This window comes from Acinetobacter septicus (assembly GCF_019355975.1).
In the GTDB taxonomy this organism is placed as follows: domain Bacteria; phylum Pseudomonadota; class Gammaproteobacteria; order Pseudomonadales; family Moraxellaceae; genus Acinetobacter; species Acinetobacter ursingii.
Genome location: NZ_CP079898.1, coordinates 2710843 through 2725007, shown reverse-complemented (window position 1 = coordinate 2725007; position 14165 = coordinate 2710843). Strand labels below are relative to the sequence as shown.

The window sequence follows — 14165 nt, the reverse complement described above, 5'->3', positions numbered from 1 at the left end:
TTACATCTGTCTTTTCGTTGGTTTTCATCAAACTCAAGCTGCTGTAGATGAACTATTTGGTAAGTGCTTGATCGCAGAAGCCAAAGTCAAATAGTTAATCCCTTGAAACAGAATATCGACTGCTAAAAATAAGCCAAGCACCCAAAATGGCGCATCAGGTGACATTAAAATCAGTACGCCTGTTACAAAAGTCAAAATTCCTGAAAATAATGTCCAGCCCCAACCTGGGATTGGTTTCAAAACAAAGGCGTTGACCGTGCGAAAGATTCCAGCGATAACCAGAAATATAGCCAGCAAGCTCGTCAGAACAATCGCTGTCGTTACTGGGGTTTTAAACGCATAATAACCCGCCAATAGATACAATACGCCAAATAATGCCCAAAGCCAGCGGCTACCACCTTCAAAAAATTTAAATGCCGCAATAAGATGCAACACACCACCAATCATCATCAATGCGCCAAACAGCAAAATGACAGAGAAAGTCGCGATAGAAAGTGAACCCAGTAAAATGATCCCAAAAATGATCAATAGAATGCCAAATAAAAGATACCATTTTCGTTGTTGATGCAGCTCGTTTCGAATTAAGTCATTACCCACTGTTTTCATAATTTAGTCTCGTTATAATGAATACATAGTTATATTGAGTAAATTTCAAGCATTTGTCTGTATAAAAACTGCATTCAAATCGCACTTTTTTGTGGATAAAATCAATGTTATCCACAAAAAATTCAGCAACTAAGTCAAAGTTAGTCGTTATTGAAGAAATTGCACCTGATTACGTCCTTGAGATTTTGCCAAATACAGCAGTTCATCTGCCGACTTTAAAAAAGTAGTCGCATCTAGATAATTTTTTTCTGTATCCAGTGTATTTACACCAATACTCACCGTAACTTTGGAAAAAATATTTTCTGCTTTACACGGAATATTCAGTTCAAAAATCTGACATCGACATTTTTCAGCCATTTGAATCGCATCTTGTAAACAGGTTTCAGGTAGAAGAATCACAAACTCTTCCCCACCAAAGCGCGCTACAAAATCAGAAGCACGACTAAACATACTCCTCAACTGACCTGCAATCGTGATAAGGCACACATCGCCCTGAAGATGGCCATAACGATCATTATAATCCTTAAAAAAATCGACATCGATAAATAAGACTGACAAAGGACGCTGGTAACGGAGTGAACGACTAAATTCATATTCAATTTGTTCACTTAAGGCTTTGCGATTAGCAACACCTGTCAATGCATCTAGTAATAGCAACTGCTGATTTTTTTGATTCAGTGATTCTAGTTCCAGCTCCAATTTTTTACGTTCAGAAATATCGAACATAAAACCAATAATCGCGACAGTTTCCCCTTCCTCTATCTCGGCATAAACCACATCCCGAATCCAGATGTAGTCACCACTTGGCGTTAACGCGCGATAATCTGCTTCATGATCTGTCCCTTGATTGGAGAGATTGACACAATACGATACCGTTTTTTCACGGTCTTCTTCATGAATGCGATCTATCCAGTCCTGTGCAGTTTTCCAACTATCTTGAGGCCATCCCAAAACGCTTTCAATTTGTGGCCCAATATAGCTGAACTCTTTGGTTCGCCAATCAATTTTCCACGGGATAGCACGGGTGGATTCCAACAAGGTTTTATAAAATTGATAGTCTTGACAATCGATCATATCTGCCCCGATGTCTGTTTTGAAAATGGATGATTCTTGGTTAAATATATGGATATTGATTTTGTTTTAAATGTGATTTAGATCACAAGTTATTTATTTATTCAAATTATCAGTCTTTCAGTATAAATGTCAATAGGCTTTGTTGCACAAAGATTTAAAAGATAACACTCTGCTCATTTGAACAGAATTCAAGTGACAACTTGGGTATGAGGACGACCTAATTCTGTAAATTTGTTCAATACGGCTATGCGTGCATGAATCTCATTCACCTGACTAGAAAAACTCCTTGCTGTTAATTTATCACCTAATAGTTTGATGCAATGCATCTTGGTTTCAACTAAACTTCGACGATGATAACCAGACCATTTTTTCCAAAGCGTTCTTCCTAAACGTTTAACTGTTTTCAGTAACTCATTCCGCTCTAAAGATCTCAATTTCTGATCTTTCCATGGTTTTGCATTTTTTCTTGGCGGAATGAGCGCATGTGCATCTCGATCTAGAATGACTTGTCTGCAGTGCTTCGTGTCATAAGCACCATCGGTATAGACCGAATCAATTCGTTCATCTAAGGGAATTTGAGCAAGTAAATCACCGAGTACTTGCGAATCGCTCACATTATTTGTAGTAAGCTGTACTGCACGTATTTGCAAGGTTTCAGCATCGATGCCAATATGAAGCTTACGCCATTGGCGACGATATTCAGGTCCATGTTTCTTACGTTTCCACTCACCTTCACCTAGAAACTTTAAGCCAGTTGAGTCGACGAGTAGATGTAGCCCATCACTACTTTTTTGATAGCTAATCGCAATATCAATATGTTTTTGTCTTCGACAAAGCGTACTGTAATCTGGTGCGGTCCAATTTAATCCACAAAGTTTAATCAGACTTTGAACAAAACCTGTGACCATGCGTAAAGAGAGTCTAAATAAAGATTTGATCATTAAACAGCATTGAATAGCCGTATCGGAGTAAGTTTGATTTCGACCTTGCTTGTTTTGTGGTTGTGCATACCACTGAGTGTTTGGATCAAACCAAATGGAAATGTTGCCCCGATTAATGAGAGCGCGATTATAGGAAGACCAGTTGGTTGTACGATAAGTTTTAGGAGTAGGTTTATTCATTTTGAAATTATAGGACTGAATAAACCTTATAGGCTCTAGGTTTGTGCAACAAAGCCATGTCAATATCTATTTAAAAACATCAATTTATGTAAAAATAAAATGAAAAATAATGTTTTTAATCTTTAAATTAGACAAAAAGTTTCATCTATTTTAACCAACCCACTTCTTGAGCAGTTAAATGATTCAATATGGTTTGGTTTAAGTGTTCAGGCATTTTATTTTCATGATCTGAAACAGGAATTTTCCCCGCCATTAGTTCAGCCTGTTTTTGCGGATAGCGAGGTTGCTGTTCAGGCTTAGCATAACCGATTGGATAAATCGGTTGCCCTGTTTGTAAATCGTACTTATCTGTTGCTCCAAATGCATGTAGTAATTCATGTGTCAGGACAATATTATTTTGTGAATCTTGTTTTTTTGATGCAAATAAATTAACTGATCCAATTCGTCCTTTTTCCAAAGCAGTCGAATGCTTAAGCTGATTGATGTATTGAGGATCATAATAGTTCAGATATAAGGTCACAGATGCATGCTGATCTTCAGATTTTCGTTGTTGCCACGCATAAAACCTAAATTTAAGACTCCACCACATGACGTTTAAAATGGATGATTCTTCGGGAACTCGTGGTGGTTTGGCAGTTAAGGTTCGCCCTATTTTCATGATCACGAAAATAGGCTGTCGATAATTGGCAGACTGTTGTTCTAAATAGCTTTTTACTTCGACAAACTGGCTCAACTGGAGTTGTTGGATATATTGTGATGTAGAGGCGTGACCATCTGCATTCACTGGGTGCAATAACACCACAATTGGCCGATTCCAGTTTTGATTCTGGTCACGCCAGTTATTGATTAGCACCACCAATAAAATCAAGAGTAAGATGGCGATACGAATATTTTTCCAAAATGAAGCTTTTTTGGGTGATGCCATACATATCCTTGAAACTATGGCATTAGCCTAGCGACTTTTACTTTATCATTTTTTTCAGAGAATACGATCCATCCACTATGAATGGACTTTATAGCTTCTTCATAATTTCTAATATTAAAGTCAGAAGTTTCAAGAATTTTTACAAGACTAGAAATCTTAGCCCACCCATGAATATCTGCATGTTGAGCAATGGCTTTCTGTACGAATTTCACAAAAGTGCTAAAACTACGTTTTCTTAAATACATTTGGCTGCCTTGCATCTTAGTTTCAAATAAATCCAAAGCTTGTATTAAACCGGATAGTTTTGCATATCCATAATTCCGAGTATCAAAATCTGGCTTAACAGTTGAAATATAAGTTCCTACTGTTCCTAAATATGCCCAACCACTATCATCAGAATTATCTTTTACTGCTTTATAAATAAGATTTAATGTCGCTACGTCAATTTGATGTTTAATTACTACTTTTTCATCAGTTCCTTGTTTAATATCTTTAATATCCTCTTTTTTTACTAAATTGTCCTCTTGCTTAGCGTCATTCAAAATAAGATTTTCGACATAGATAAACTTATCACAGGCTTTACGAAATGCTTCGGGTGTTTTGTTACGACCAAAACCATAAACGGTTAGGCCGCTTTCTCTGATTCTGGAAGCCAGTGGAGTAAAGTCACTGTCACTTGATACGATACAGAATCCATCTAAAGCCCCCCCATAGAGCAAATCCATTGCATCAATAATTAAAATCATGTCTGTAGCATCTTTGCCAGATGTATAGGCAAACTGCTGGACAGGTGTAATGGCATGCGGAAGCAAAACATCGCGCCATTTTTTTAAAGACTCACTACTCCAATCTCCATATACCCGCTTTACGCTCGCAATACCATATTTGGCAACTTCCTCAAGAATCGACTCTATAGAATTCACTGAAGAATTATCAGCATCAATTAGAACCGCTAATTTTTTTATTTTAATGTCCATTTCTATCTCAGAATATTTTACTTTAGATATGATAAAGGCGAATTTTATTCGCCTTTATCACTCATTTATTGACTATTTAAGCCTCAGCCCATTTCCCATCTTGATACAGCAGACTCCATTTAGTCTGTTTACCTTCTGGCGTCTCAGAACCAATGTATTGTGCCTGATTTTTACGGCTAAACTTGATCAACGTCGGATTACCTTCTGGATCAACATCAGGAGCTTGAAGCAAATATTGATACTTTGGATCAAGTTGATCTGCAACAGTACGTAGTTCTGCAACTTTCGGCGCACGAGTTTCACGAATTTTCGGGAACTTGCTGGCTGCTAGAAACAAACCTGCTGCTCCATCACGCAACACAAAATAATCATCATGTTTAGTCGAACGCAAGTGTTCCATTTTAATCGGATCAACACGCGGTGGTGCAGGTTGTCCATTTTTCAAAACTTTACGTGTATTGTCACAACTGGTACAGGCAAAGTATGGGCCAAAGCGGCCTGTCTTTAATTGCATTTCACCATCACATTTGTCACATGGAATGGTTGGACCATCATAGCCCTTGATTTTGAATTCGCCTTCTTCGACTTCATAGCCATCACAGTCTGGATTATTACCACAAACATGTAATTTGCGACCGCCATCAATCACATAACTATCCATCGCGGTACCACATTTTGCACAGCGATGCTTAGACATCAGATCAGCAGTTTCCGCCGAATCATCATCGGAAAAGGCAGCTAATGATTCGACTGGTGTCAGATTCAGGGTGCCTTTACAACGTTCTTTTGGTGGAAGATTATAGCCAGAACAACCTAAAAATACGCCTGTAGTACCTGTACGAATCTGCATGGGTCGTCCACATAACTGACAGGCAACACTAGGAACTTCAACAGGTTGATTACGGCGCATACCTTCTGCACTAGCCGCGGTATTTAAACGATTTTTAAAGTCACCGTAAAAACTATCGAGCAACTCTTTCCAATTACGATCTCCTGTTGCCACACGGTCAAGTTGACCTTCCAGATCTGCGGTAAAAGCATAATTCATCAGATTATTAAAGCTTTCATCCAGACGATCGGTGACAATTTCACCCATTTTTTCAGCAAATAGGCGACGATTTTCCAGTTTCACATAACCACGATCTTGAATGGTTGAAATAATCGCAGCATAAGTCGATGGACGACCAATTCCGCGTTTTTCAAGTTCTTTGACCAGTGAGGCTTCGGTAAATCGTGCAGGGGGTTTGGTAAAATGCTGACTTGGATCAAGCTTTTCAAGCTTAAGAATTTCACCCACTTTTACTGCTGGGAGTAATACATCATCATCCGATTTATTGGCACCACGAACTCTGGTGAAACCATCAAATACCAAAGTACGTCCTTTGGCACGTAACTCGACATTGTTGGCTTCTACCGTCAGGGTTGAAGATAAATATTCAGCAGGTGTCATTTGACAAGCAACAAATTGTCGCCAAATCAAATCATATAACCGCTGTGCATCTCGCTCCATTCCTGCAAGTTGATCTCCTGTTAGCGCGACACTTGAAGGTCGAATCGCCTCATGCGCCTCTTGCGCACCCGCTTTATTCCCATAACGGTTTGGCTTGGCAGGAACATATTTATCGCCAAAATTTTGCTGAATATGATCGCGTACCATATTCACCGCATCATCACTTAAAAAAGTGGAGTCGGTACGCATATACGTGATAAAGCCGCCTTCATACAGACGTTGTGCCAACATCATGGTCTTTTTCACTGAAAAGCCAAGACGAGTACTCGCTGCTTGTTGCAAGGTCGACGTAATATACGGCGCACTTGGATTAACCTTGGTTGGCTTATCTTCACGCTGCGCGACTTTATATTCTGCATCTTTCAGAAGATGAAGAACTGCATCTGTTTCAGCTTTATTGCGTAGCTTTAAGGTTTTTCCCGCTTGCTTAAAGGCTTCCAGACGAATGTCATCTTTTTTCGAAGTGGTGTCCGCAAAAATCTGCCAGTATTCTTCAGGTATAAAAGCACGAATTTCACGTTCACGCTCAACCACCAATTTAACGGCTACCGATTGAACACGTCCTGCTGATAAACCACGGGCGATTTTTTCCCAAAGGAGTGGAGAAATCATAAAGCCTACGACACGATCTAGAAAACGACGTGCCTGTTGTGCATTGACTTTATTGGTATCGAGACGTGAAGGATGCTTAAAAGCTTCCTGAATGGCATTTTTAGTGATTTCATTAAACACCACACGTTGATAACGACTGTCATCACCGCCAATCACCTCTTTTAAATGCCAAGCAATGGCTTCTCCTTCACGGTCCAAGTCCGTTGCGAGATAAACTTCATCGACCTGAGAAGCCAGTTTTTTAAGCTCTGCAACTACGTGTTCCTTGCCTGGTAGCACTTCATAATGTGCTTTCCAGTCATGTTCAGGATCTACACCCATACGATTAATCAATGCCGTTTGTGCTTTTTGCTCTTTTTCTTCGGCAGTCAATTTGGCACGTGTTGCTGGTTTTTTTTCACTAGATTTGGCTGAACCACCTGTCGGCAAATCACGCACGTGACCCACCGAAGACTTCACAATGTATTGTGAACCTAAATATTTGTTGATGGTTTTCGCTTTTGCAGGCGACTCCACAATCACTAAGGCACGTTTGTTTGCAGCAGACTCAGAAGATGCTGTCGTGCTTTTTTTGCTTGTGGATCGAGGGGCATTCGCCATAATAAACTGTTATTCCTGTTGGTAAATAAAGAGTTAGACCGTAGCGAGTTGTAATAAATACGCTTTCATGTCTTCAAGTTGTGTGGCTTTAATATCCGTTTCTTCATCCCAATACAAGCCCACACAGTTTGCCTGCATATCAATAGCATAAATCCCTTTTAATGCAATGGGAGAATCATTAAATTTCTGATCGCCTTCAATCACATTGAGATGACCATCCACAACACGAGCACGCATTAATGGTAATCGAGCCTCTGGAATAAGAACGCTATAGTAAGCGACCATACTGGCACGGTTCTCAGTGGCTTTCGGGATTTTTGTCCATTCAGGTGCCGCAACCAAGCGCGGGTGTAGCCCCATCTTACGTGCTTTGTCTCGCATCAATCCTAAAGCTTTTTCACGTGGGCTGACACGCAAGCCAAAAATTGAGCCTAAAACAAAAACGACGATAATGATCGTCACCCATAAACCTAAATGTTCCATACCTAACCCTATCGTGTTCTATTATTAGATTTGCATAAGCTCAATATAAAACGCAAGTTTTTCATGCTTCATGCTACTTTTATCATGCAAAATCAATGGATCACCATTTGCGCAGTATAATGTAACTGGTCATCATCAAGTTGAATATAGCCTTTATCCAGCAAAGATTTCATCAGCATTTGAATATCGGCTTTGGGAAACCAGTCCTGTAATCGATCTCTTAAACTAAAAATATCTTTAGGACGATCATGCTGAAGTTCATCCAGTTTTTGTAATACTTGCCATTGCAACTCATCCAGCTCTGGGGGAAATGGGCCTTCTACGACAGGTTGCTGTTGTTGTAAAAATTGCATAATCGTGTCTACATCACCCACCACCACTTGTGGCATTGCTAGCGCTGAATTTTTTTCTTGTGTGACGGATTCAGTCATTTGAGTTGGAAGTTTCGCTTTACGGTTTTCATGCTGATTTAAATCAAGACTAATCCATTGTTTTAAAATTTTCTTACGGAAACTCAATTGAGAAGTGTCACGTCGAATAATTTTTAAGTGAATTAACATGGCAACCATCTGTGAAACTTGCTCGTCTGAAACCTGCAAAATATTGCCAATTGAATTGTGTAATCCTTCAAGAGTTGCTGGTAAACCTTTCGTATTGGCCAGCGCATCGCAATATTTTTTGACTTGTAACAACATGGGTTGTGCCTGAAAACTAGCCGCTGTCGGTAACTGATATTCGGTTTTATCATTATTTTTATACGCTGTTTGTAATACCACCTTTCGCCCTGAATTTTGCAAGATTTCAATCAATAAATGAATCTCTCTCATAGTCGAAATCAGTTCAATTTCAATATGTTCTTCGGTTAAAGCCAGTAATTGTCCAGCAAGCATGGCATAAGCCAATTCTTTTTTGGAAATAGGAGGCACATCCAACATCATGACCATGCCAGAAGTCACCCAACCTGCAAGCTCGGTCATATCTTCCAAAGCATAGTCAAATTGACCCGTTAAATTAAATAGATAAACCAATTGATCATGTTCAATGTAAGCACGTAGCGTTTTGGCTTGGAGTGGATTTTTTTCAAGATCAATGAGAACAACATTTTTCATGGTACAAATCACTTTGCTTCAATATTTAATAAAAACGATATACACATTAGTAATGCGGTGGTTTATTACTTAAAGGGTCAAATGGCGCAATACCTTCTGATAAATCTGCCGATTCAACACGTTGATACAAAAGCTGCATTTGTTTTTTTAAATCAGCAATTTCTTTAGACTGAACTGCCAATTGCGTATTGAGCTGATCAACTAAATCGTCTAAAAATGCAATTCGGACTTGCAAATCTTCAATGGGTGCGGAAAATGACGCATGATCATCATAATCTGTTGGTTTAGTCATTTAACTCTCCTCATTTGGGATTTTGGAAAACATTATGGCCTATATTACTTTAAGGGATGTCCAACTGGCATTTGGTGGACCCGCCCTCCTCGACGGCGCGAACTTTGTATTGGAGCGCGGCGAACGAGTGTGTTTGATCGGTCGTAATGGCGAAGGCAAGTCTACTTTACTTAAGCTGATTGAGGGAAGTTTATTACCTGATCGCGGCGAAGTTTCTATTCAAAATGGCCTCACCGTTTCGATGTTGGCACAAGACGTACCCATGGATTCAGGCAAAGTTGCCGATATTGTCGCAGATGGCGCGGGTGAAGCGGCCATTGTACTCAAAGCATATCATGAAGCCAGTGATGCCTGTGTATTGGGCGATATGGATGCTTGTGACCGCATGGGGCATTTACAGCATAAACTGGATCAAGTTGATGGCTGGGCACTCGAAAATAAAGTCAATACTATTTTAGGGAAAATGGGGCTTGATCCAGATGCAGATCTTGCTGACCTGTCAGGTGGTCGTAAACGTCGTGTATTACTTGCACGCGCACTCCTGACCCAACCTGATATTTTATTGCTTGATGAGCCGACTAACCACTTGGATGTTGAAAGTATTGAATGGCTAGAAAAATTCTTACTGGAACAGAATAATTTAACCTTATTATTTATCTCGCATGACCGTTCGTTTGTAGATCGTTTAGCGACCCGTATTGTGGAACTGGATCGAGGGATCTTGCGTAGCTATGAAGGTAATTATTCACGTTATTTAGATTTAAAAGCACAGCAACTCGAAGCTGAAGAAAAACAAAATGCCCTGTTTGAGAAGAAACTGGCAGAAGAAGAAGCATGGATCCGTCAAGGCATTAAAGCACGTCGTACCCGTAATGAAGGCCGCGTTCGTGCCCTAAAAGCTTTGCGTGAAGAATCCAAAGCCCGCCGCTTCCAGCAGGGCAAAGTCAATATGGGCGTTCAGGATGCTCAGCGTTCAGGTAAGCTGGTGTTTGATATTGAACATTTAAGTGTCAGCTACGATAACAACCTCTTGATTCGCGACTTCTCTGCGGTGGTGTTACGCGGTGACCGTATTGGTCTGGTCGGTGATAATGGTGTCGGCAAAACTACCTTGATTAAAGCGATTTTGGGTGAAATTGTACACACAGGTATAGTGAAAACAGGTACCCAGCTTGAAGTCGCTTATTTTGATCAATTGCGCAATCAGCTTGAGCTCGAAAAATCTGTGATGGCGAATGTCTCGGAAGGTTCGGACTTTGTCGATGTAAACGGTCAACGCCGTCATATTTATAGCTATTTACAAGACTTTCTGTTTTCACCTGAGCGTGCACGTACCCCTGTCAAAGCGCTGTCGGGCGGTGAGCGGAATCGTGTGCTATTGGCGAAATTATTGCTTAAACCATCAAATCTGATCGTGATGGACGAACCAACTAATGATCTGGATATGGTGACTTTAGAGCTTCTTGAGGAAATGTTGGCAGATTATAAAGGGACATTGCTGTTGATTAGCCATGACCGTGCCTTTATGGATAATGTTGTGACCTCAACTTGGGTATTTGATGGTAAAGGCGGTATCGAAGAATATGTTGGCGGTTATCAGGACTATCTGTTGCAACGCCCGAATCAAACCGTAGTTGATCAAAAATCTGATGTTAAAAAAGCGCAGGCCAAAGCAGAAGCCAACAAAGTTGTTGCTCCTACCAAAAAAATAAAATTGAGTTTTAAAGACCAACGTGAATTGGAACAACTGCCTGCCGAGATTGAAAAACTGGAAGCCGAGCAAAGCACCTTATCTGATCAACTTGCCGACGGTTCATGGTTTGTTAAAGATGCCGCAGCAGCCACTCAGGCGAGTCAGCGTTTAGCCGAAATTGAAGAGCAATTGCTTGAAAAACTGGAACGTTGGGATGAACTGGAAAATTTAAGTAAAGGGAATACCTAATACTGGGACTCCCCTTTTCATTTTGAAATGGGGAGAAACTTTAGCTAATCTAAAATTCAACGATTGGAACTCATCTACTTAACTGACTTTGTACCAAGTTTGATTACGACCCAATGCTGAAATTCCCATATAGCCACGTAAATCTAGTCGGGTTCCATTATTGGTTAATTTGCCTTTCAGCGAATAACTTTTTCCTGTTTGAGGGTCAATAATGGTTCCGCCCTCATATTCATTTCCACCCGTGTTTTTTAGGTTACGAATCACTGTCACTCCGACAAGAGGCTTATTTTTAAACGTTCCGGTACATTTTGTACACTTTTCAGCCTGATCTACAACCAAAACCTTCTGTACCGTTGCTGTTAAATACCCCGATTTATCTTCCCTAAATTTGACAATACTTCTGGCTTCATGTGTCTGGTCATCAATGGTTTTCCATGAGGTACCATTGAGTGGATCTTGTGCATATACAGCAGATGAAAGTAAAACTATCGAACTTATAAATAATATATTTTTCACAACTTAGGCTCTCACACATCAAATAATAACCAGTATAGTATTTTTGAATTCTACGATGTGTATTCAAATTTTATAATGATTGGTGATGAAATGTTCCGTAAGGCTCATTTAGAAAATTTAAATTTTTTGCTTTTTAATAACATTTTTTGCTTTTTAATAACTGTGCTGACTAACGCTTACAGATCTATGATCTTTGGAACTAAGCTACAAGTTAAAAATCAGTTCATGTTACACTGCCTCAAACTTTTTAATATTTGACTTTATCCAGAACAAGATGAGCCAACAACATCCCTACACACCGGGCGAGTTTCAATGGTCTTTTTTGCTACCAAAATATTGGGGCATTTGGATTGCGATTGTTTTTTTAATGCTGCTTGCGATTTTGCCGTGGGCCATTCAATGGCGTTTGGCGCAAGCTATGGGTCATTTAGCTTGGAAATATTTAAAGTCACGACGCAAAACCACGATTCGTAATCTCGAAGTCTGTTTTCCTGAATGGTCTCAACAAGAAGTTGAATGCCAAGGTCGACAGGTTTTTGTCGATATGATGCTCGGCGTGTTTGAAACGCTCAACGCATGGTATTCACCGCAATGGTTTAAAGGCCGCTCTAGTGTTGAAGGTCTTGAACATATCACCCATGCGCAAGCTCAAGGTCAGGGTGTGTTATTACTTGGAACGCATAGCACCTTGCTGGATGCTGGCGGCTATATTTGCTCGCAATATTTTGAGCCTGATGTGGTCTATCGACCACAAAACAACCCCCTACTGGATATGTTGATTTATCGTTGTCGCGCCACGATTTATAAACATCAGATTGATCATGATGATATGCGTGGCCTGATTCGCAAACTCAAAGATACCGATGCCATCTGGTATAGTCCCGATCAGGATTTTGGCCTTAAACAAGGCGTTATGGCACCTTTTTTTGGCGTACCCGCCGCAACGGTCACTGCACATCGTCGCTTATTAAAAATTTCCAAAGCCGCCGCCGTGCCTTTGTATTTTTATCGTCACGGCGATATTCGTGATCCCAAATATCATGTTTTAATTGAAGCAGCCGTTGAAAATATGCCAAGTGATAATGAAATTGATGATGCCACCCGTATCAATAAAATCATTGAAAATCAGCTTCGTATTGCACCAACGCAATATATGTGGTTTCATCGCCGCTTTAAAACTCGTCCAGATGGATACGAGAAAATTTACTAATATTTAAAAATGAAAAAAGTTGAGACCTGAGCATGAAAGTGATGCAGTTGCTTCCCGAACTGAACAGTGGTGGCGTTGAACGTGGCACGCTGGAAATCGCACGTGCTTTGGTGAGCCAAGGTCATCAATCCCTTGTTGTGTCCAATGGTGGACGTTTGGTTCCTCAACTTGAAGCTGATGGTTCTACACATCTGCAACTGCCGATTCATAAGAAATCTTTGTCTAGTCTTTGGCAGATTCGTCCATTACGTCAACTAATCAGGACACATCAACCTGATATTGTGCATGTCCGTTCACGTGTGCCTGCATGGTTAACACATTTTGCCTTACGTGGTATTCCTGCTCAGCAACGTCCACATCTGATCAGTACCGTACACGGTTTTTATTCAGTGAATCGTTATAGCGCGATTATGACGCAAGCTGAAAAAGTCATTGCAGTTTCAGATAGTGTGGTCAAATACATTAGCGATCATTATAAAAACTGTCCTCCTGAGGATATTGTTCGGATTTATCGTGGTATTGATCCCAAAGCATTTCCGCATGGCTATCAACCATCTGGGCAATGGATTAATCATCAATACACCTTATTTCCACAACTGGAAAATAAGTTTTTGCTGTGTTTGCCAGGTCGCATCACTCGTCTTAAAGGACATGAAACATTGATAGAATTGATAGAGCGACTACAGACAGAGCATCCCAATATTCATGCGATTGTCGTGGGCGGTGCAGATCCCAAAAAAGCAGCTTATCTGGATGAACTCGAAGCGACCATTCAAAATCGTGGATTGCGTGATCAGATCACCTTTGTCGGACATACTTCAGAAATTCGGGAATGGCTGGCATTAAGTGATATTGTGCTCTCTTTATCCAATCAGGCTGAAACTTTTGGACGAACTGCACTGGAAGCACTATCCGTTGGAACACCTGTCATTGGCTGGAATCGCGGCGGTGTGGCTGAAATCTTATCTCGGCTTTATCCACAAGGTCTGATTGAGGTCGATGATCGCGAAGCACTACTTAATTGTGTGAAGCATCATATTGATCATCGCCAACAGGTTGAACCCGTCACTCAATTTAGTCTGGATGAGATGTGTAATCAAACCATCCAACTGTATCAATACATGTTGAATCAAACTACAGGCAAATAAAAAGGAAGCATTCGCGCTTCCTTCTTTGGTGTATCAGCCG

The 14165-nt window shown here is 40.3% G+C and carries 13 protein-coding genes; 3 read left to right on the top strand and 10 right to left on the bottom strand.

Features of this window, described 5'->3' with window-relative positions:
- Positions 1-33: 33 nt before the first annotated feature.
- The 9 genes from I6L31_RS12885 to I6L31_RS12845 all read right to left on the bottom strand — a co-directional run bounded on the left by I6L31_RS12885 (position 34) and on the right by I6L31_RS12845 (position 9309).
- Positions 34-606, bottom strand: coding sequence for an HdeD family acid-resistance protein (locus tag I6L31_RS12885; RefSeq protein ID WP_005001354.1), 573 nt, complete (start codon positions 604-606; stop codon positions 34-36).
- A 147-nt stretch (positions 607-753) separates the two neighbouring features.
- Positions 754-1680, bottom strand: a complete 927-nt coding sequence (locus tag I6L31_RS12880) for a sensor domain-containing diguanylate cyclase (RefSeq protein WP_005001352.1) — start codon at positions 1678-1680, stop codon at positions 754-756.
- A 188-nt stretch (positions 1681-1868) separates the two neighbouring features.
- Entirely contained in the window at positions 1869-2801 is a 933-nt protein-coding gene (locus tag I6L31_RS12875; RefSeq protein WP_001040037.1) for an IS5-like element ISAha2 family transposase, read from the bottom strand.
- Between the two features lie 145 nt (positions 2802-2946).
- Positions 2947-3726, bottom strand: a complete 780-nt coding sequence (locus I6L31_RS12870; protein ID WP_005001351.1) for a hypothetical protein — start codon at positions 3724-3726, stop codon at positions 2947-2949.
- A gap of 14 nt (positions 3727-3740) precedes the next feature.
- A complete protein-coding gene (locus I6L31_RS12865; protein ID WP_004991375.1) occupies positions 3741-4703 on the bottom strand; it encodes an NYN domain-containing protein in 963 nt (320 codons plus the stop codon).
- 76 nt (positions 4704-4779) lie between these two features.
- A complete protein-coding gene (gene topA / locus I6L31_RS12860; protein ID WP_005001350.1) occupies positions 4780-7425 on the bottom strand; it encodes a type I DNA topoisomerase in 2646 nt (881 codons plus the stop codon).
- Positions 7426-7458: 33 nt separating this feature from the next.
- Positions 7459-7908 (bottom strand): hypothetical protein, encoded by a 450-nt coding sequence (locus tag I6L31_RS12855; protein ID WP_005001349.1) that lies wholly within the window; start codon positions 7906-7908, stop codon positions 7459-7461.
- A gap of 92 nt (positions 7909-8000) precedes the next feature.
- Positions 8001-9017: a hypothetical protein gene (locus I6L31_RS12850; protein ID WP_005001348.1), complete on the bottom strand. Its 1017-nt coding sequence runs from the start codon at positions 9015-9017 to the stop codon at positions 8001-8003.
- 46 nt (positions 9018-9063) lie between these two features.
- The gene (locus I6L31_RS12845) at positions 9064-9309 is read right to left on the bottom strand and encodes a SlyX family protein (RefSeq protein ID WP_004991383.1); all 246 of its coding nucleotides are present in this window, start codon (positions 9307-9309) and stop codon (positions 9064-9066) included.
- A 34-nt stretch (positions 9310-9343) separates the two neighbouring features.
- On the opposite strand from I6L31_RS12845, the gene I6L31_RS12840 reads away from it, so the two are divergent.
- Positions 9344-11251 (top strand): ATP-binding cassette domain-containing protein, encoded by a 1908-nt coding sequence (locus I6L31_RS12840; protein WP_005001347.1) that lies wholly within the window; start codon positions 9344-9346, stop codon positions 11249-11251.
- A 78-nt stretch (positions 11252-11329) separates the two neighbouring features.
- Here the strand turns inward: I6L31_RS12840 and I6L31_RS12835 are convergent, their stop codons facing one another.
- Positions 11330-11767 (bottom strand): DUF2147 domain-containing protein, encoded by a 438-nt coding sequence (locus I6L31_RS12835; RefSeq protein ID WP_004991387.1) that lies wholly within the window; start codon positions 11765-11767, stop codon positions 11330-11332.
- A 274-nt stretch (positions 11768-12041) separates the two neighbouring features.
- Here I6L31_RS12835 and I6L31_RS12830 point away from each other — a divergent pair, with 274 nt between their 5' ends.
- Complete coding sequence (locus I6L31_RS12830; protein WP_005001345.1) at positions 12042-12977, top strand: LpxL/LpxP family acyltransferase; 936 nt, start codon at positions 12042-12044, stop codon at positions 12975-12977.
- A gap of 32 nt (positions 12978-13009) precedes the next feature.
- Entirely contained in the window at positions 13010-14125 is a 1116-nt protein-coding gene (locus I6L31_RS12825; RefSeq protein ID WP_004991398.1) for a glycosyltransferase family 4 protein, read from the top strand.
- The last annotated feature ends 40 nt before the right edge of the window (positions 14126-14165 follow it).

What these genes read in the sequence shown, in the direction of transcription:
- I6L31_RS12850 (WP_005001348.1), bottom strand. Translation starts at nt 9,017, where the DNA reads ATGAAAAATGTTGTTCTCATTGATCTTGAAAAAAATCCACTCCAAGCC.
- I6L31_RS12865 (WP_004991375.1), bottom strand. Translation starts at nt 4,703, where the DNA reads ATGGACATTAAAATAAAAAAATTAGCGGTTCTAATTGATGCTGATAAT.
- I6L31_RS12840 (WP_005001347.1), top strand. Translation starts at nt 9,344, where the DNA reads ATGGCCTATATTACTTTAAGGGATGTCCAACTGGCATTTGGTGGACCC.
- I6L31_RS12830 (WP_005001345.1), top strand. Translation starts at nt 12,042, where the DNA reads ATGAGCCAACAACATCCCTACACACCGGGCGAGTTTCAATGGTCTTTT.
- I6L31_RS12855 (WP_005001349.1), bottom strand. Translation starts at nt 7,908, where the DNA reads ATGGAACATTTAGGTTTATGGGTGACGATCATTATCGTCGTTTTTGTT.
- I6L31_RS12875 (WP_001040037.1), bottom strand. Translation starts at nt 2,801, where the DNA reads ATGAATAAACCTACTCCTAAAACTTATCGTACAACCAACTGGTCTTCC.
- I6L31_RS12825 (WP_004991398.1), top strand. Translation starts at nt 13,010, where the DNA reads ATGAAAGTGATGCAGTTGCTTCCCGAACTGAACAGTGGTGGCGTTGAA.
- I6L31_RS12885 (WP_005001354.1), bottom strand. Translation starts at nt 606, where the DNA reads ATGAAAACAGTGGGTAATGACTTAATTCGAAACGAGCTGCATCAACAA.
- I6L31_RS12880 (WP_005001352.1), bottom strand. Translation starts at nt 1,680, where the DNA reads ATGATCGATTGTCAAGACTATCAATTTTATAAAACCTTGTTGGAATCC.
- I6L31_RS12845 (WP_004991383.1), bottom strand. Translation starts at nt 9,309, where the DNA reads ATGACTAAACCAACAGATTATGATGATCATGCGTCATTTTCCGCACCC.
- I6L31_RS12870 (WP_005001351.1), bottom strand. Translation starts at nt 3,726, where the DNA reads ATGGCATCACCCAAAAAAGCTTCATTTTGGAAAAATATTCGTATCGCC.
- topA (WP_005001350.1), bottom strand. Translation starts at nt 7,425, where the DNA reads ATGGCGAATGCCCCTCGATCCACAAGCAAAAAAAGCACGACAGCATCT.